Genomic DNA, 18488 nt, shown 5'->3' on the forward strand with positions numbered 1-18488 from the left:
CAGTAATTTCCAAAACGCAAAGCGTGTTACTATACAGGGCCGACAACTCTCCTAGTGAACTCCCTCCATGCTGGCCGCTGAAGATCCATCGACCACCTTCGTCGCTCAACTGACTCCGCCGGGGCGTGGTGCGCTCGCTACGATCGCGCTGCGCGGGCCGAATGCCCATCGCTTTGCAAAGGCCTGTTTGGTGGAGCCGATCACAGTTGCCGATCTAGCCAAACGGCCCTGGCTCAGAACCTTCAGAACTGCACACAACGCGGGCGAAGAGCTCGTAGTTGCATTTCCGCACGAACAGGAGGCCCGCTTACACTGCCACGGTGGTGCCGCTGCCTGCGAGGCAGTTTTGACGGCATTGGAGTCGCAGGGAGCGGTCTGCATCACTTGGCAGGAGTGGGCAACTAAAACTACGACTGACGCGGTCGCAGCAGCCGCAGCAATCGCGTTGCCTGCTGCCTTAACGGAGCGAGCCGCTCTCATCCTGCTCGACCAGTTTCAGGGCGCGCTCAGCAACGAGATCGAGGTAATCGGCGATTTGCTTTGTTCGCCGAAGTTCATCGACGAAGCGATTGCGAGACTTGATGACCTGCTGTCACGGGCAGCATTCGGAATGCATCTGACGCAACCGTGGCGAGTGGTGATTGCCGGCAAGCCGAATGCGGGCAAGAGCAGCCTGCTCAATGCCTTGCTGGGCTTTCAGCGGTCGATCATCAGCGAGCTACCTGGGACGACGCGTGATGTGGTTACCGCGCGAACGGCCTTCGAGGGCTGGCCGGTAGAACTCCGAGATACGGCCGGCCTGCGTGATAGCAGCGATGAACTCGAAGTCGCCGGCGTGGAACTGGCTCGGCACGAAATGGCTACGGCCGACTTATTTCTGCACGTGGTTGCCGCGAATGAATCGTTCACGGAAGATGAGCATGTGAGTAACTCTATGCTCGTGCGAACGAAGGGCGATCTTGTGTCGAGGGCCGATCAGCAAACAGTCATTGCCGGCATGCTAGTCTCGTCTGTAACCAGGCAAGGGCTGCCGGAACTGATGCAAGCAATCGCCAAGAGATTAGTGCCACGAGTGCCGCCAGCCAGAGCAGCGGTCCCGTTTACTTTGCAGCAGACTGAACAGCTTCAAGCCTGCCGGGAGGTCATCGAACACGACTCGCTGCAGGCGAAAGAAATCCTGCAGGCAATGTTACTCGACTGACGTCAGCAGTTATTCGTCGATGATCGGCACGAGATAGGGATCGTTGTACAGGTACTTCATCTTGGCGGCATTCGCTTTGAACTTGTAGTCGGCCATGGCGGCGGGCGTGGAACCGGCAGCGCGATAGTCAGCCCAAAGCTGATCGAGTTCGGCGACGTAGCTGTTCCAAGCCAGGCGGCGCGAGCGATCGACGGCGCGACGCTCGAAGAGTTGAATGGTGGGCTGTCCGGAGTGCGCGACGTGCGCGTGATTCTCGACGGGATGACCCGGGGGGACCATGGTGCTCGACATTGCTAACGACACAAGCCAGGCAGACATCATTGCGGCATCTCCGAAGAAAATCGTGCGACTCACCGAGTGGTGGGGTTCGCCGTGCAAGTCCTGGGGAGCCTTCTCGCCCGCAGACTTTACGCGTTCGGAAAACTCTAGCTCACGGTTTTTGAGTGTGCAGAATCGGCCACAAACCTGCGCGGGATTTTGCGGCGGTCAGGCTTGCTTGGGTGGATCATTCGCAACTTGCCGACAATGGCCAGCGTCGATAGGATGGCTGGTTCCAAACTGGCAGTGATGGCAGATTGCCGGGCTGGAGTACCGCCCCAGTCAAGCCTGGTGGCTTGCGTAAAAGAAGGCCCCCCGAACGGCAGATTTTGAGTCAATCCGTGCCGTCTGCAGGTGCCCGTTTGAAGCTAACCTTCCTTCGTTGCCGAAGGTGAGAATAACCCGGTTTGCGCCTGACAGAACGGTTTTACTAGCTGTGCTGGCAGATCTGCAAACCAACGATCCTTTCGCGCGGATCAACGGGCGATGATTTCATCGCTGACGATATCCGCGACCTCACCCCGCCAGCCCCCACGCAGCGATGACAGAAAAAACAACTTTTTTCGGCCGCCGTGCGATCATCGTGCTGATGGTTGTGTTTTTTCTTGTTCCCTTCGCCCTGCGCGGCGCACGCATGTCCGTGATGGGAATGAAGAACGATGTGCGCGACTGGCTGCCGAAGGGCTTCAGCGAGACTGCCGAGCTCGCCTGGTTCAAGCAGCACTTTTTAAGTGAGCAATTCGTTGTTGTCAGCTGGGACGGCTGCCACGGCGATGCCGACGATCAGCGCTATCAGCTGTTTCTTGCCAAACTTCAGCCCGAGACGCCGCCGACGAAGCTGGCTCTCGAAAAGAAGGCTGACGAAGCAAGTGCAGCCGCGAAGGTAGCAGAGCAAGAGAATAACACCAGCGAAGAAGAAACCACCAAGGTCGCCGAACTACCTTCACCGACACGTTACCTGCACCAAGGTGACTTCATCGGTGACCGCTTGGGACTCTATCTGCCCAATATCAAGGACGGCACCTTTCAAGTTGCCGAGAACTGGGGCAATCGCGGCGAGAAGTGGATTCGCGGACGTGCCAACCCCGATAGCGACAGCGTCGAAGAATGCTGGTACTACATCACGCCTGACGGTGACCTGTTTCGCTGGGATGGCGTTGATGCTCCGCTGGCCTCGCTCGTGCGCGAGATCCGCCGCAAGATCGTCACCGAACCTGCTTCGGGCAAGCTCGTTCATTCGTTCGGCAAGGAAGACGGTGCCTGGTACCACGCCGATCCTCGCCGCCTGCGAGCGCAGTTGTTCAAGACGGTAACCACCGGGCCTGATGTGCTCGAAAGCCTGGTGCGGCCGGGTGGCGAATTGGCCAGCAATCCAGAACTGGCCAAGGAACGACTGAGCGGCATGCTGTTCGGGCCAGATGGTCAGCAGACCTGCATGGTCCTCACCCTCAGCGAAGCCGCCAAACACAATTTGCATCTGGTGCTCGGTCGGGGCGGACTCGGCAAACCTCGTGGCCGACTCTACGAAATCGCACAAGAGTCGAACATCTCGGAGCAGGAACTGCGCCTCGGTGGTCCACCGGTCGACAACGTCGCCATTGATGAAGAAGGATCCATCACGCTCGTGCGCTTGATTGGCATGACTGCCATTCTGGGGCTCGGCTTGTCGATGGCCTGCTTCCGCACCATTTCGGCCACGATCATGGTGTTTCTGGTGGGTGGCATCAGCGCCGTCGTGACGCTCGCGATGATGTGGTGGTTCGGCGATACCGTCGATGCCATCGCCATGTCGATGCCCGCACTGGTGTATGTGCTGGGCCTCTCGGGAGCCGCGCATACGATCAATTACTACTACGATGCCGTCGAAGAGAAGGGCCTCATCGGAGCGCCCGAGCGAGCCATTCAGAAGAGCTGGAAGCCGGCTCTCCTGTGCAATGTCACCACGGCAATTGGTCTGTTCTCGCTCGTTACGAGTGAACTCGCCCCAATCCGCAAGTTTGGGTTCTATGCGGGCCTGGGTGTGCTGGCGACTCTCATCATCGAACACACTTACTTGCCCGCCGCTTTGCAGATCTGGCCGCAGGTACGCAAAAAGAAAGCCAGCACTGGCGACAATACGCCGTGGCTGGAGAAGTTTCTGGGCGGATTTTGGCACAACTTCGGTGGCTTCATCATTCGCAATCACGCAGCGGTGTCGATCGTCTGCCTCGTCGTCATCGTCGCCACGGGCTACGGCGTGATGTACACCAACACGTCGGTCAACATGCTCCGCATGTTCCATGCTGATGCCAAGATCATCAAGGACTACGAGTGGCTCGAAGCGAACCTCGGCGAACTGGTGCCGATGGAAATCGTCGTGCGAGTGCCGCAAGCTTCGCTGCTACCTGCCTCGGCTGAATTGACGAAAGAGAACCTGCGCGTCGACGAATTGACCCTGGCACTCGAACAGGCCTCCGATCCAACCGAAAAACAGAACATTGCCACGGAACTTGGCAAGTTGGAGTTGCAACAAGTTCAACGCCAACTGCAGATGCCTTTCCTGGAACGCATGGAACTGGCCGCGCGCATTCAAAACGTCGTGCAGCAAGAGTTCGGTGCTGAAGGGAACGGCAAAATCGGCCGCGCCATGAGTGCCGCCACGTTCGTCCGCGATTTGCCCGAGCCGAAGGGCGATAGCCGCAGCATGCTCACGCGTGGTGCTACCAGCAAACGACTGGAAGCGCATCGCGAAGAGTTCCTGCATAGCGACTACCTGCGTCTCGACGAAAAAGATCAATCGGAATTGTGGCGAGTGAGCCTGCGTGTTGGTGCGACCAAGGGCGTCGACTACGGCGTGCTGATCAACGAACTCAAGGACGTTGTCGAGCCAATTCTGTCGGCTCAGGAACAACGCGACTCGATCATGCAAAAGCTGGTCGCCAAAAAGGGCAACAAGTCCCCAGCCAACAGCAAGATTTTGCTGCTGGGTGTTCCTGCACCGAAGGCCGCTGCTGAACCAGCAGCTGAGGTAGTTGCCACCGATGCGCAGCAACCCAAGGTTGCCGCTCCGATCAATCAAACGGCCATCTTCAGCAGCGCCCTGGTCGACATGCTGACCGTCAAGCGTCTGAAGGTGAAGACCTTTACCGCTGGTGTCGATCAGGCACCAGCCAACTGGAACGAATACCTGGCGACCTTCGACTGCGTCGTACTCATCAGCGATCAACCGGCTTACGCAGGCTTCGACCTGACCCGCGCCGGCAAGCTGTTTGTCGATGCTCGCGACCACAAGTTCGACAACACCAACGAACTGACCTCGGCCGCGCACAAGGTGAAGGCCGATTCAACGCTTACCCACGCAACTTACACCGGTGTCGTGCCGATCGTTTACAAGGCTCAGCGCACCCTGCTCAACAGCCTGATCGAAAGCACGTTCTGGTCGTTCATCACCATCACGCCGCTGATGATGTTCATCAGCCGCAGCTTCTGGGGTGGCCTGGTTGCCATGCTTCCCAACGTGCTGCCGGTGCTGATGGTGTTCGGTGGCATGGGTTGGCTGGGTGTTGATGTGGACGTCGGTTCGATGATGACCGCGAGCATCGCATTGGGCGTGGCGGTGGACGATACGATCCACTATCTGAACTGGTATCGCGAAGAGCTCGACCGGCTGAAAGACCGCAAGCTGGCGATCCTCGCCGCCTATAAACATTGTGCGACACCGACCTTCCAAGCGGCGATCATCAGCGGCCTGGGACTCTCGGTCTTCGCGCTCAGCACGTTCACACCGACCCAGCGTTTCGGCTACCTGATGCTGGTCATCTTGTGGATGGGTGTGATCGCGGAATTGATCTTCTTCCCCGCGTTGCTGGCTGGCCCGCTTGGCGTGGTGTTCAAGCCTCGCAAGCGCAAGGGCGAAGAGCCCGCAGCAACGCCCGATGTGCATTCGCTCGAAGCTGTACCGGCTCCGCTGGCAATGGCCAGCGAACCAACCGGCAATGCCGTCCCGCAACCCGCTGGAAAGGCATCGTTGCTGAACCACCTGCGGCAGGACAACACGCACAGCCGACGGCACTAATTACCAGTGCATTACCCAGCCACCATCAACATTCATCGTTTGACCGGTGATGTTGTTGGCCTTGGGTGAGGCGAGAAAGACAGCCAATTCGGCGATATCCTCCGGGGTTTGCCAGCGGCGGAGCGGAACGAGGGAGCGGACCTTTTCGCCGGCCCAGTCATCGTACGATCGCTTGGCTTCCGCGGGCTGCTGATCGTTCCAGGCTTGCCACACCGCGCGGTTGAGCGGCGTTTGAATCATGCCCGGGCAAATGGTGTTCACGCGCACGCTGTGCGGCGCGAGATCCTTCGCTGCAGCCTGGGCGAAGTTGATCAGCCCCGCTTTGGCAGCCGAATAGGGCGGGTCGGTCTGCGATCCAATCTGCCCGGCCACCGAAGAAATGAAGAGCATCGTCCCTTGCTGCCGTTGCGCAAGTCCCGGGGCGAGCGCATGCGCGACGTTCACAGCGCCCAGCAAGTTCACCCGCAGCACGCAGTCCCAATCGCCTGGCTCCAGCTTCCAGAAGGGAAAGCCAAACTTGCCCGAACCCATACCAGCCGCGTAAACGACGTGCTGAATCGTTTCGACCTCAGCAATCGCCTCCTGAGTTGCCGCTTGTACCTGGGCGTAGTCCGTGGCATCGACAGACTGGCCAATGACTTTGTGTCCTGACTGCGCGGCGATTTCCGTCGCTCGTGCGGCCGTTTCGCTGCTACGATCCCAGATCACGACATGGCTGCCTTCGCGCGCAAACGCCTTCGCAATTGCCAGTCCAATTCCACTGGCTCCACCCACCACGAGGGCGGTCTCGCCCGCAATCTGCAAATCCATCGCCGAACCGTTCTCTGTTGTTAACTCGGTGAAACTTTTTACTTGCTGCGGGCCGGCAACGCGCGCGTTGCGAAGCTCTGCAGCCGCTCTTCGTAGCTCTTCGATTCGGGAGCCAGCGACGCCGCTTTGCGCGCCCAGGTGAGGGCCTGCTCGCGATCGCCACGGGCAAAGTGGACCTCCGCCAGTGTGTCGGCGTACGCGGCACTTTCGGGCGCGAGCTTGACTGCTCTCTCGGCGATGGTCAAGGCTTCGTCTAATCGCCGCTCGGCAATCGCGGCCGTCCACGCAGCCTGATTGTGCAGCGCCGCACTCTCGGGAAACTGTTTGATCGATTGCTCATAAACAGCATACGTTCGTTCGAAGAGACCGTCGGCCTCTTTCTCAAGTCCAGCCTTGCGCAAGGGACCGACAAAGTCTTCGACGAGTTTGATATGCCCGGGCAACATCGCTTCGCAGATTGCCAGCTCTCGCAGCGCGCCGTCATGCTCCTTCTGGGCGAGCAAGCCTCGCGCGCGAGTCCGATGGAGTGACACAGCCAGATCGAGATAGCCCGCTTGATCGATCAGATTCAGGCCTGGTCGCAGCAGATGAATTCGCAACTGCTCCCAGTGATCGGCTGCGAGCAGAGGTTCCTTTTCCGCAGCCATGTTCCCCAAGTGCTGGTAGGCGATCATCACATGGGGATGATCCGGAACACCTGTCCGCTGCAGCAATTGAAACTGCTCCTTGGCCTCCGCCTTGAGATTTCGTTCTTGCAGGGCGAGGGCCAGGGCGTAGCGCGCGTTGGCATCAAGGGCCATCAAGTTGGCCGTCGATTGCAGCTTTTTGCCTTCCTCTTCCTTGCCGGCCCGAATGAGCGCCACGCCGTGCAAGTAGAGCGCCAGGGTGTTGCCTTGGTTGAGGTCGGTCGCTCGTTGAAACTGCGCAACCGCTTCGTTCCAGCGCTGCTCGGCGAGCAGCACCTCACCATATTCGGCGGCCAGGGCCGGCTCCACAGCAACTGCTGCTTGCCAATGTTTTTCGGCTTTCGTTTTGTCATCTCGCGCCGACCAAGCTTCCGCGAGGGCGACATGCAGCCGTCCCCGAACGGAATTGTGAGTCGCCCCGTCATCGGCCTTTGTGGTGGCATACTTGGCGAGCGCGGGCCAATCGACTTCCACCTGCTGGGCATAAGTGGCCGGTTGCATCGCCACTGCGATCGCATCGAGTCGCGCCGCCGGATCTTGCCAGCGAGCATCCCCTTCAAGTGCATCCCACCAGGTCTGAGCGCGGGCAAGCTTCTTGGCGAACAATTGCGACCAGACACTCTGGGGATTACGGCCAACGGCTCGTCCGTACAACGAGAGCAGTTCTCGCTGTCGACCGGGTTGCCGTTCCAGCCGAGCCAGTTGATGCCAGTACTGCCCGCGCGAGTCATCGGTCTCCGCGATCGACTGCAGCAGCGCGCGAAGCTGTTCGTACTGACTCTGCTTGCCCAACATCCGCAGTTCCGCGGCAATGCTCACCGCAAACGAGAAGCGATCGACCGAACGGCTGGTTCGCACCTGCTGTTGGCCGGTGAGTTGGTTGTACCAATCGAGGCTGAACTTGGTGTCGTCCTTCAGGCCCACCAAATCGAGCGCTGCCTGATGCTCTTGCCGCTGCGAGAGCAAATCGAACGCGAGCGGCTGCAAGCCATCTTTCAGCAGTTCCGTTGCCTGTTGAGGCCGCTCATTGAGCAGCATTGTCTTGGCACCAAACCAGACATCTTCGGTCTTGGATTGCGCACTGAGCTTTTCGAGCACGGCTAGCGACTGCGGCAGATCACCACGCAGCCGTTGAAAGGCCGCTTCGAGCGCCTGCTCGGCCAATAGCTCGCGCGTAACCTTGCTGGGAGCCTTTGTCAGCTGCTCGAGCGCTGCGGGCCATTGTCCCTGTTCGCGAAAAAGCGCGGCAGCCAGTTTGGGGTCACTGGGGCCCGCCAGAATCACCTCAAGTGCTTTCTGAGTGTTCCCCTGGGCTCGCTGCAGCAGAGCAATGCGAGCGACAAGAGCAGAGTCGTCCTGCTTCTTGGCGAGCTCTTCTTCGGCCAGTTTCAGTTGCTCGGGAAGCTTGCCGCGCAGTAGCGAATAGGCAATGAATTGGCCCTGGCCGACGTCCGTCGCTTTGCCCAGTTCGAGCCATTGCTCCAACAGCGACCAATCGCCGCTAGCGACCATTTGCGGCGCGAATCGCTGCACGTCAGCCTGCATGGTGCTGAAGAACTGCTTGCGAAACGCCTCATCGGTTTCCGACTGCATGAGGGCAAACAGCTGCTTGAACGAGCCCTTCTGCCGCAGTTCGTTAATGACCTGCTGACGGGCATTGCGGTCGCCGTCATAGAAGCGGTTAATCAGCTCTTGCGTTTCGAGCGGTGTGTCGGGAGTGATGCCGAGGCGGATCTTACGCAGCACCACAGTCGCCCGCAGCCTCACTTCGGCATCGTTGCTCTTGGTGGCAAGCTCCAGTGCTTGTTGCGCGGGGCCTCCCGCGTGCCACAGATACTCGCTCGCCAGTTGGCGAGTGGGAAATTCATCGGCCCCGAGAGCTTGAATCGCGGCGTCGACCGACTTGAACGCGTCCTGCGCCGGCTGAGCATGGGCCACCATGCCGGAGAGCAACGAACCGGCCACAATCGCCGGCAACAGTAGTAACGACCTGTTCATCGGCGGGGCTCGCGGCAGGGGTGAGTTGATCGTGGGAGGTTTAGCGAGGCAGCGTCTTGAGATGATCCAGGATCGACCGCTGCTGTTCGCCTGTCGCGCGGCGGGCAGCCATTTCATAATAAATCCTCGCCACTCCCGCCTTACCAGCTGCTTCGGCCCCCTTCGCTTTTTCGAGGATGGCCGCAAGTTCGTCATCGTGCGATTGTTCCGCGGCCGCGGCAGCCGCCTTGATTTCGGCGACACTTAAATCGCCCCGATCGGCGCTGCTGCGAACCGAGCTTCCACCGCCACCACCGGATGGCGCTGGAGCTGGTTGATCGTCGCCGGGCGACGCAATGCCGGCTTCTTTTTGAGCCTGCATCCGCCGCAATCGTTCCCGCAGCGGGCTGGGGTCCGAATTGTCTCCGACGACCGGTGTAATGGAGGTGACAAACGGGCGGAACGTCCCGTCGATGAAGAAACCATTCCCTCCATTCGGAATCGTCACACTGGGCGTCTGCGAAACCATCGTCGAGTTGGCCCCTTGGCCCACATTCAGCCCAAAGAAGCCGCTCGTATTGCCAGCCTTAAATCCACCGCCGATATTCGCACCCGCATTCGGGTCGAAGCCACCAAAAGCGGGCGCGGGCGGCGGACCACCAAAATTGAAGAACCAGCCTGGACCACGGGCTCCCCAACGAGTGCCGATGTTCTCGTAAAAACTGTGCCCGACGTTATTCAGCGGCGCGCCAACATTCACCTGTTGAGCGCTCGCGAGCTCTGCGCGCACGAAGCACGCCACCAGGGCAACCCATAGACTGCCCATTAGCAAGGTTCGAGATCGAATCATCTGCATAGCCCCACCCCTCCCGCGGACGTTAGCCCAGCCGTCCTGCTCACGCGTTCGTTATGAGCGATTTCGCTATGATGGTCAACTAAACTCGCTGCCGATTCTCTGAAACGTAGATTCCCCGAAACGACCGACAACCCATGACTGCAACTCCCGTCGCCCAGAATAAACGCCAGGCCAACAAAGTGGTAAAGGCTCTGGAGCAGGGCTATCCGAATGCCGAATGCGCGCTGGTTCACGACAGTCCGTTTCAACTGCTGATCGCGACGATACTCTCGGCGCAATGTACCGACGAACGAGTCAACATCGTGACCAAGGAACTCTTTCAGCATCACGCCACGCCGCAGTCGATTGTGGACTTGCCTGTCGCCAAGCTCGAGAAGTTCATTCAAAGCGCTGGCTTCTTTCGCATGAAGGCCAAGAACATCAAAGGCTGTTGCCAGCAACTGGTCGACAAGCACGGGGGAGAAGTTCCCCGCACGCTCGAAGAATTGGTCCAGCTACCCGGCGTCGGTCGCAAGACGGCCAACGTGGTGCTGGGAACTTCGTTTGGAATCCCCTCGGGCATCGTGGTCGATACCCACGTCACGCGACTGACGAATCGCCTCGGCCTCACCATCAACCAGGATGCCGTGAAGATCGAAAAGGACCTGCTGCCGATCGTCCCCCAAGCCAGCTGGATCGACTTCTCGCACCGGCTCATTCATCACGGCCGCCAGATCTGCAAAGCGCGCAAGCCGCTCTGCAACGACTGCCTGATGCTCAAGTTCTGCCCGCAGATCGGCGTCGAGCAAATCGGGATCAAAAAGGAGGCGTAACTCCCTCCCTGTTCACTTTCCGCTGTGGTCCATTTCCGCACGCGGACGCATCCGGAATGGACGGGCGCTACCTGATGCTCACGTTCACGCTGACGAGAATGTCGGAAATCTCGCTGGCTCGTGACCAGACTAGTCACAGGCGCGGCGTCAAATACCTGGAGGTAGTGCCGCGCGCAGTGCCCTCGGTCTTTGAAATCCTGGTTGAACCGCAGGGCGAAAATGGTCGCTGTGATTGGCTGAAGAGTGGTGTCGTGCCGCTTGTGTTGACGTAAGTTCAAAACGCGCGAAAGGGTGGGTGTTCACAAACCCTGGGGGGTTGTGAAGACTCAGGTGCGCCAAACCCGAGAGATACTGCAGGTCGCGTTCAAAGACCGCCTGAGTTTGTGAACACAGTTCTTCCAGTGTGAGGGCCGAGTAAGAGACTTACGTCGATGGGAAAATCTAGTGCAAAAGCCAATGAACCACCGCCGCAGGGGCGGTGGCGGTAGGAGAAAGCAATGTAGGCCGGCAACAAGCGGTACGCCGCGATGTTCCGGCAGAGAGGGTAACGGCCGCAGCTAGTGCAAAAGCCAATGAACCACCGCCGCAGGGGCGGTGGCGATAGGAGCAAGGAAAATGAACAAGCGCCGCAGGGGCGGTGGCGGTAGGAGCAAGGAAAATGAACAAGTGCCGCAAGGGGCGGTGACGTGTGGAGGCAAAGGATTAGGGGGTAATCATTTGCCCTTGGCCAATGCCTGATTGAGCAGTGAATGAGTTGGAGATTCTGTAAAACGAGGCTGAGTAGGTAGTTTTCAAATGATGCCAAAGTGGTTATCAAATGGTTATCACTTGTTCGCCGTTTTTCGACTATGAGTCGTCGCAGCTGCTAGTCGAGTAAGGACTTGCGGCAAAAAGTTATCGGCGAAAAAGTTGCTAAATGGTTATCAAAACGGCCCGTTCACGGGAAAGGCAAATCATGCTGGCGAGTGGGCAAGTGACCTACTGAAGTCTGCGGGCGTTGGGTATATTAAGTGCCTTACGTCAACAACTGTTCACTGGATGGACGCGGATGGCGCGCGAGCCAATAGTCACTGCGGGCAACGATCTCGAAGATCCAGAGAGAGACCTGCGCCCTCAGCGGATCGCCGATATGGTCGGCCAGCGGGAAGTGATGCAACGGCTGGACATCGTGCTCGATGCGGCCCGCAAACGGGGTGAGCCCTTGGGGCACATTCTGTTCGACGGCCCGCCGGGACTCGGCAAGACGACGTTCGCCACCTGCATTCCGCGCGAGATGAACGTGCCGCTGGTGACTTCCAGCGGTCCGGCGTTGAAAGCGCCCAAGGACCTGATTCCGTACCTGACGAATCTCGAAGAAGGGGCGGTCCTCTTTATCGACGAGATTCACCGCATGCCCAAGCCGGTGGAAGAGTACCTGTACACCGCCATGGAGGACTTTCGCCTGGACATTGTCCTGGGCGAAGGGGTGAACGCCCGAACGATCAATCTCAAGCTGAAGCAGTTCACGCTGATTGGGGCCACCACACGGGCGGGTATGTTATCGGGACCGCTACGCGATCGCTTTCACATTCGCGAGCACCTGGGCTTTTACACGGTGGAGGAACTCGTCGAGATCATTCGCCGCAACAGTCGCAAGTTGCAGATTCCGATTACGGATGACGCGGCCGTCGAGATTGCCCGCCGCAGCCGTGGCACCCCGCGGGTGGCCAACAACCGTTTGCGCTGGGTGCGGGACTATGCCGACAGCAAAGCGGGCGGCAGCGCCACGCTCGAAGTGGCCCGCGCGGCACTGTTAATGGCGGGGGTCGACGTGCTGGGGCTCGATAAGCAGGATCGGGGCTACCTTGAGACGATCATTCGCGTCTTTGGCGGCGGACCGGTCGGCGTCGATGCGGTCGCTCATACGATGAACCTGGCCACGGATACGCTCTCGGACGAAGTGGAGCCGTTCCTGCTTCGCAGCGAGTTAGTGGTGCGCACGCCGCGCGGCCGCGTGGTCACCACCAAGGCCTATCAGCATTTGCAGATTAAGCCTGCCGAGAAGCCGAAAGAGAATGACCGGTCGCTGTTGGAGTAAGTAGTGCCAGGCGATCAATTCGGATCTTGTCGGTAGGCCACGAAGATCACGAGGCCCAGGAACATGGTTGCCGCTCCAAGGCCTAAGGCGATTTCAATGCCATATACATCCTTACTTTGACTAGCAGCAAGCATCGCAGCAGATGCCAAAATCGCCCCAGCGAGGATGATGATCGCTCCAGCGATGCACTTCATGATGGCTCGTCTTATTCTGGCTTCTTGGGCTCTTCGGGTTTGGGCATCGGCTTCTTACCTGGCTCAGTTTTCGGCGGTGCCTTCGACTGAACCGGAGGCGTGCCGAACTCAGCAGAGACATCAAGCTTGTCTTCGCCGCGGGCTATGCTGATGGTGGCTTTGTCGCCGGCATTGTAGCGAGCGATGACGGACTGCAGGTGAGTGACGTCGAGGATCTCGGTGCCGTCGATCGAGTGGAGGCGATCCCCTTCCTTGATACCGGCCGTTTCGGCGGGAGACTTGGGGACGATCTTCACTACCGTCGCTCCCACGGGTGGAGTGCCCTTGGGCTCGCTTTGCACACCGAGAAAGGCAGGCTGCAAGGTCTTGCCGGCTTTGAGGGCCTCGAGCACCTTGTCGTTGCCGGCGAGCGGAACCGCGAAGCCAATGCCCGAATCGTACCAATCGACACCAGCGCCTTCGTCACGCGACTGCGGATTGAGCGGCACGCAGATGCCGATGACACGTCCTTCAAGATCAATGAGTGGTCCACCGTAGTTGGCCGGGCTGAGGTTGGCATCGGTCTGCACGGCCTTGGCCCCGATGCGACTGGTCGCCGAGATGATGCCCGCCGTCAGCGATGGTTCGTTGCCGCCAAAGCCGATGCCCAGGGCCACGGCCCACTGACCAACTTTTAGATTCTGGCGATCTGCCAAAGCAGGTACTGGCAGGTTGGTGACTCCTTCGATCTTGAGCACGCAGATCTTGCGAGTCTCATCGCGGCCGAGCAGCTGAGCAACCTTGCGTTCGCCCGCGGGAAGCGTGACGGTGATGATCGGTGGCTTGCGAATGAAGTTGAAGGTGCTGGTGACGATGTAACCATCGGGCGAAATGATCACGCCGCTGGTGGGGCCTTCGCCCGGCGCTTGAATGCCCGCGGCGGAGATGCCCGAGGACAAGCCGCCGATGCTTTCGATGGTCACCAGTGACGGCAGCACCTTTTTGGCCGCCGCGCGGAACGCCTTGGGAGCGAGCAACGTCCCTTGAGCAATCTGCAGTTGCTGGGCTTTGACATCGACGGCCGTGGGCTCTTGCGCGGGGAGCATGGCCGTCGATAGCAATAGACCGAGACCGAACGGAGCAAGCAGCGAAGGAGAGTAGTTCATCGGAGATATCGTTTCCCAACCAAAGTTGGAGCGTGCAGCATTAGGGGAGATTCAGCGACGGAATGCCGGCCTTGAGCGGAGTGGGCTTGAGGTGAATGCTCAGCAGATCGTTCTTGCGTTTAACCTCGATGATCACTTCAACACCGGCAATCACGTTTTCCGACAGGCGGCGATAGTCGCCCGAGTCGCGGACGACTTCGCCGTTGATCGAGACGACGAGATCGTCGGTCTTGAGGCCAGCCTCGGCGGCTGGGCTGCCGGAAATCACGCGGTCGATATAGGCCGGGCTTTTGCGACCGCCGAGAGCAAACAGGCGGATGCCGAGTTCGCCCTTTTGGCCAGCGGGCGTAACCGTGACCATGGGCGGGGCTTCTTCGCCCCGGATGAACTTGACGAGCAAGTCTGCTGGGACCGCATAGTTCAGGCGAGTGCCAGTTGTTTTCCCTTCGATCACTTTGCCAATCAGGCCAACCAGATCTCCCTGCGCGTTGACCACGGCTCCACCTGCTGCACCGGGGTTGCTGGTGATTGCATCGATTAAAAAGACATCGTCTTCGTAGGGGAAGTCGTTGTAGCCACGGCGGGCATCGAGCCGCACTCGCAGCGACAACACTCCGATATTCACACTCAGTGGCTCGGCACCATCGGCGACTTTAAAGGCGTTGCTGACGGCCAGGACCCAGTCTCCTTTTTTGGCAGCGGGCTGGTCGGGAAGAGCGAAGTAATCGGGCGTCTGCACATTCACCTTGAGCAGAGCCGTTTGCAGCGACTGGCTGCGGCGGACCACTTCGCCCTGCTGCTGGCTGCCGTCGGGCATGGTCACCCGCACGCTTCCCTCGCCCAGGTACACACCGTTGGCCGTGACGATTTGGCCATCGGGCGAGATGATAATTCCCGTCGCATAGCCGGGCGTACGACCGATCGTCGCGCCATAGATTTTGACCACGCGTTTTTGGGCCGCAGCGACTGCGGCGTCGAACGGGCCGTTATCCAGAGCTTCCTGAGCATGCGACCAAGAGGCAACGAACAAGATGATCGCAAAGCCAAGGGAAGTAAGCTTATGGAGCATGAGGTCAATCCTTCGCAGGAGCGGCGGCTTTGCTGGTCGGTTACTTCGGCAACTGGAACAAGCTGGACTCGGCCTCGTCGAGAGCCGTCACGTTGGTGGTGACGATCCGGAGCTGTTCTTCTTCAGCCAGCTTGCGAACGAGGGTTCGCTCGTAAGGCAGGTTCACATTGGCGGCAAGCTTCCACTGGCGATAGATCGTGCTGGCGATTGGTTCATCGTCGTCGATGCCAACGCCCGACTTCACGAGTTGAATCTCGGGCTGCAACTTGTCGTTCACCACGCTGAGCCAGACGAATAGTTGCTCGCTGTCTTTGTCGGTGAGGGAAAAGCGATAGCAGAGCCGGCCCGCGGCCTTATCCGAACCATCCAAGGCAAGCTTGCCGGCATCCTGCCAACTTTGTTGCTGCAGTAGACCTGCGAGCACCGTTGCCTGGGCAAAATGAGGATCGCGATGAGCCTTGGCGGGGGAGATCTCCTGGGCGGCATTGTCGCCCACCTGTTGCCAATACTTCTGGCCATCGAAGCCAACTGTCGTTGTCTTGCCATCGATTTCGTGGCGAGCCAGGGCGTGTCCATCGCTGGTGAACGTGAGTGATTGAGTGCCCACCTTGGTCTCTTGCCGGAAGATATCGCTGACGAGCGTTAGGCCTGTCTTCTCGCCAGATTCCGCAGCCGTTGAACGTGCGGCCGCTTGCCACCGACCGGCGAGTTCGCCCGCGATGCGGGCATTCAGCTTGGCATCGCGAATTTCACCGGCCTTGCCGAAGTTGGGTTTCTGGCCAGGCATCTTGATGATCGGCATCGGCAGTTTGGGAGTCTCTTTTTCAGCTGGCTTGTCCGCTGGTTTCTCGCCCTGCTCCTCTTGAGCAGTGGGCTCAGCCGGTTTCTCTGCCGCTGGTTTTTTGTCTTCTGGCTTTTTCTCTTTGGGCTTCTTTTCTTCAGCAGGCTTATCCGGCTGGGGAGCAGGTTCGATCTTCGGTTGCTCTTTGACGATGGGTTCATACGGAAGAGCGGTCAACCGAACGATGACAGTCTTCTGCACGCCTTCGCGTTCAAAGGTGAGCGTCACGGGCCAACCTGCGGGATAGATGGTCACCAGATTGGTGAACTGGTTGGCATCGATGATCTTCACTCCCTCGAAGGCAACCAGGCGATCGCTCAGTTCGAGCCCCGCCTTGGCGACGGACGAGTCAAGGTTCAATGACTGACAGATCACGCCCCCTGCTCGATTGCCGAACTGGGCGTCGAGCGTGCCATGCTGGGCCAGCTTGGTAGCGAGCAATTCGGGAATGAAGTTACGCACCTGGTTCGACGAGATGGCATAGCCGAGGCCGACATTCACGCGGCCACGTTCTTCGAAACTGCCGCGGCCGTTGATGCCGATCACTTCGCCACGCAGGCTGAAGAGCGGGCCGCCCGAGTTACCTGGATTGATCGAGCTATCGACCTGAATGCAGTTGCCATACACCAGTTGATTCATGCCCGAGCCAGGCTGATAGCGGTGCACGCCGCTGACGATCCCCAGCGTGACTGTGGGGCGTTGATCTTCAGCCAGAACGAAGGGATTGCCCATCGCCATCGCCCAGTCGCCGACGCGCACTCGCTCGGAATCGGCGAGCGGCGCCGTAGGGAACTTGTCTTTGCTTTGCAGTTGAATGATCGCCACATCACCGCCCGGATCAGTCCCGATCAGCTTCCAGCGATAAAGCTTGCCATCTGCTAGGCCAGCCCAGCCTTCAACGCCGGCACCAGCGACGACGTGGTGATTCGTCAGGGCGTAGCCGGCCGGATCGTAAAGCACTCCGGAGCCGCCACCTTTGCGATCGTTGCCATAGATGGCGACCACCGAGCCATAGACGCCGTCGATGGCCGAGATGCGGGCTTCTTCCGCCGCGCGAATGGCAGCCAGTTCCGTTGCCGAGATCTCTTCATCGGCTTCCGCCGCTCTCACACGGCCAAGCGAATAGCTGCTGCCCAAGATGACCGCGATGGCAACGCACCAGCGAGCCAGAGACCAGCGAGACACGGTCGGGAGAGTATTCATTTTTTGTTTCGCATCAAACGGACTTCAGCCCAATCGGCATGATCTGCCAGATCGAGATCGGCACCAGGCAGAACGGCGAGCGTGACCTGTTTGCCGCGGGCCACGGGAACTTGAATGTCCTTGGGGGGATCGCTTCCGCGCACACGTTCGGAGAATAGTCGCTGGCCGTCGACCAGCACTTCAAACACACAATCGCCTTTGCCGGCAGCGTCGGCATCAATGCCGATCGTCGCGGCAAGCACGTCGTAGCCTTCCGGTGCGTCGAAAGTCAGTTCATTTTGCGATTGAACGCCGATTCCCTTTTCGAAGGTTCGGCCGCCCAGCGTGAGCGTGCGTCCAGTCACACTGCGATCTTTCTGCCACGGGCGAGCCAGGGTCACAAACGCTTGCTGTTTAACGGAGGTTGGTTTGAGATCAGACAGATACGCAATGCGCGACGAGCGCACCGCAACTCGTTGCACTGCATCCCAAGGAATGGAAGTCTTCGTAGCACCGATTTGAATTTCGGCTTTGCCATCCGCCAGCGAAGTGAGATCGCCACCGATGACCGAACCATCGCGCAGTTGAAACGTGCAACGAGGAAGACGAGTTTCGGGTGCGGCCAGCGCCACCACGACGCCGAAGACCCGTTCTCGCGGCAAGTTGCGAACCTGACCATCAAGCTCGACGGAAATTTCCGTCTCGGTCAGTTTGTTCACCAGACCGGTCACACTGTCGATCTTTCCTTCGATGGTCACGAAGATTTTATCGACGTCCGCGGACGGAGCGGCTAATGATTTCGTGAATTCGTCATTCATCACCGTGGGCTGAAAGCGGATCGAACGCACGGCGTCGATGGCGACCTTCAACGGGTCGCCCAGAGACCAGGCGATCGTGCATTGATCATCTGCAATCGTCACTTGCTTCGCGGCAATGCTGCCACCGCCGGCCAGTTCTACAATGACGGTTGGCTTTTCGATCGGAGGCAGAGGTGCTCCAGAGCTCGAAGCAATCGAGCGGACATCGTCGAGCGAGATTCCGCCAGGAAGCCCGGTGGCGGATAGCTCCGTGCCCGTAAGTTTCAAATCGACTGCTGGGTACGTCTTACCGTCTAGCAATGTGATCTGAGGACCTGTTGCAGGCGATTGTGCAGCAAGCGCACCAACGCAGAAAAGTAAGAGGACGAGCACCGAGAGCGCCACATCCCACAGCCGGATTCTTAAGTCGCGAAACACCATGCCTCTATCATACTTGCCGCAGCTGGGC

The 18488-nt window shown here is 59.2% G+C and carries 14 protein-coding genes; 5 read left to right on the forward strand and 9 right to left on the reverse strand.

Annotated features, from left to right (window positions below):
• Positions 1-67 precede the first annotated feature (67 nt).
• On the forward strand, positions 68-1201 hold the full coding sequence (locus tag NA78x_RS19790; RefSeq protein ID WP_425614101.1) for a GTPase: 1134 nt from the start codon (positions 68-70) through the stop codon (positions 1199-1201).
• A 9-nt stretch (positions 1202-1210) separates the two neighbouring features.
• On the opposite strand, the gene NA78x_RS19795 is transcribed toward NA78x_RS19790, so the two are convergent.
• On the reverse strand, positions 1211-1522 hold the full coding sequence (locus NA78x_RS19795; protein WP_425614102.1) for a hypothetical protein: 312 nt from the start codon (positions 1520-1522) through the stop codon (positions 1211-1213).
• 538 nt (positions 1523-2060) lie between these two features.
• On the opposite strand from NA78x_RS19795, the gene NA78x_RS19800 reads away from it, so the two are divergent.
• Complete coding sequence (locus NA78x_RS19800) at positions 2061-5573, forward strand: efflux RND transporter permease subunit (RefSeq protein WP_425614103.1); 3513 nt, start codon at positions 2061-2063, stop codon at positions 5571-5573.
• Here NA78x_RS19800 and NA78x_RS19805 read toward each other — a convergent pair whose 3' ends face one another.
• From NA78x_RS19805 to NA78x_RS19815, 3 genes are read right to left on the reverse strand one after another with little or no spacing between them, the layout of a single operon-like run.
• Positions 5574-6383 (reverse strand): SDR family NAD(P)-dependent oxidoreductase, encoded by an 810-nt coding sequence (locus NA78x_RS19805; RefSeq protein ID WP_425614104.1) that lies wholly within the window; start codon positions 6381-6383, stop codon positions 5574-5576.
• A gap of 38 nt (positions 6384-6421) precedes the next feature.
• Positions 6422-9067 carry a hypothetical protein gene (locus NA78x_RS19810; RefSeq protein WP_425614105.1) on the reverse strand — a complete coding sequence of 882 codons (2646 nt, stop codon included), beginning with the start codon at positions 9065-9067 and terminating at the stop codon, positions 6422-6424.
• Between the two features lie 40 nt (positions 9068-9107).
• The gene (locus NA78x_RS19815; RefSeq protein WP_425614106.1) at positions 9108-9896 is read right to left on the reverse strand and encodes a hypothetical protein; all 789 of its coding nucleotides are present in this window, start codon (positions 9894-9896) and stop codon (positions 9108-9110) included.
• Between the two features lie 140 nt (positions 9897-10036).
• Here NA78x_RS19815 and nth point away from each other — a divergent pair, with 140 nt between their 5' ends.
• From nth to ruvB, 3 genes are all read left to right on the forward strand, one after another.
• Positions 10037-10714 carry an endonuclease III gene (gene nth, locus NA78x_RS19820; RefSeq protein ID WP_425614107.1) on the forward strand — a complete coding sequence of 226 codons (678 nt, stop codon included), beginning with the start codon at positions 10037-10039 and terminating at the stop codon, positions 10712-10714.
• A 56-nt stretch (positions 10715-10770) separates the two neighbouring features.
• Entirely contained in the window at positions 10771-10986 is a 216-nt protein-coding gene (locus tag NA78x_RS19825; protein WP_425614108.1) for a hypothetical protein, read from the forward strand.
• 776 nt (positions 10987-11762) lie between these two features.
• Complete coding sequence (ruvB, locus tag NA78x_RS19830) at positions 11763-12791, forward strand: Holliday junction branch migration DNA helicase RuvB (protein WP_425614109.1); 1029 nt, start codon at positions 11763-11765, stop codon at positions 12789-12791.
• Positions 12792-12805: 14 nt separating this feature from the next.
• On the opposite strand, the gene NA78x_RS19835 is transcribed toward ruvB, so the two are convergent.
• From NA78x_RS19835 to NA78x_RS19855, 5 genes are read right to left on the reverse strand one after another with little or no spacing between them, the layout of a single operon-like run.
• Positions 12806-12985, reverse strand: a complete 180-nt coding sequence (locus tag NA78x_RS19835) for a hypothetical protein (protein WP_425614110.1) — start codon at positions 12983-12985, stop codon at positions 12806-12808.
• A gap of 11 nt (positions 12986-12996) precedes the next feature.
• Positions 12997-14130, reverse strand: coding sequence for a S1C family serine protease (locus NA78x_RS19840; RefSeq protein WP_425614111.1), 1134 nt, complete (start codon positions 14128-14130; stop codon positions 12997-12999).
• A gap of 40 nt (positions 14131-14170) precedes the next feature.
• Positions 14171-15199 carry a S1C family serine protease gene (locus NA78x_RS19845; protein WP_425614112.1) on the reverse strand — a complete coding sequence of 343 codons (1029 nt, stop codon included), beginning with the start codon at positions 15197-15199 and terminating at the stop codon, positions 14171-14173.
• Between the two features lie 40 nt (positions 15200-15239).
• Positions 15240-17243, reverse strand: a complete 2004-nt coding sequence (locus NA78x_RS19850; protein WP_425614113.1) for a S1C family serine protease — start codon at positions 17241-17243, stop codon at positions 15240-15242.
• Positions 17240-18460, reverse strand: coding sequence for an NPCBM/NEW2 domain-containing protein (locus tag NA78x_RS19855; protein WP_425614114.1), 1221 nt, complete (start codon positions 18458-18460; stop codon positions 17240-17242). The genes NA78x_RS19850 and NA78x_RS19855 overlap by 4 nt, the downstream gene beginning before the upstream one ends.
• Between the last annotated feature and the right edge of the window lie 28 nt (positions 18461-18488).

It is taken from the genome of Anatilimnocola aquadivae, from assembly GCF_049819085.1.
Lineage (GTDB): Bacteria > Planctomycetota > Planctomycetia > Pirellulales > Pirellulaceae > Anatilimnocola.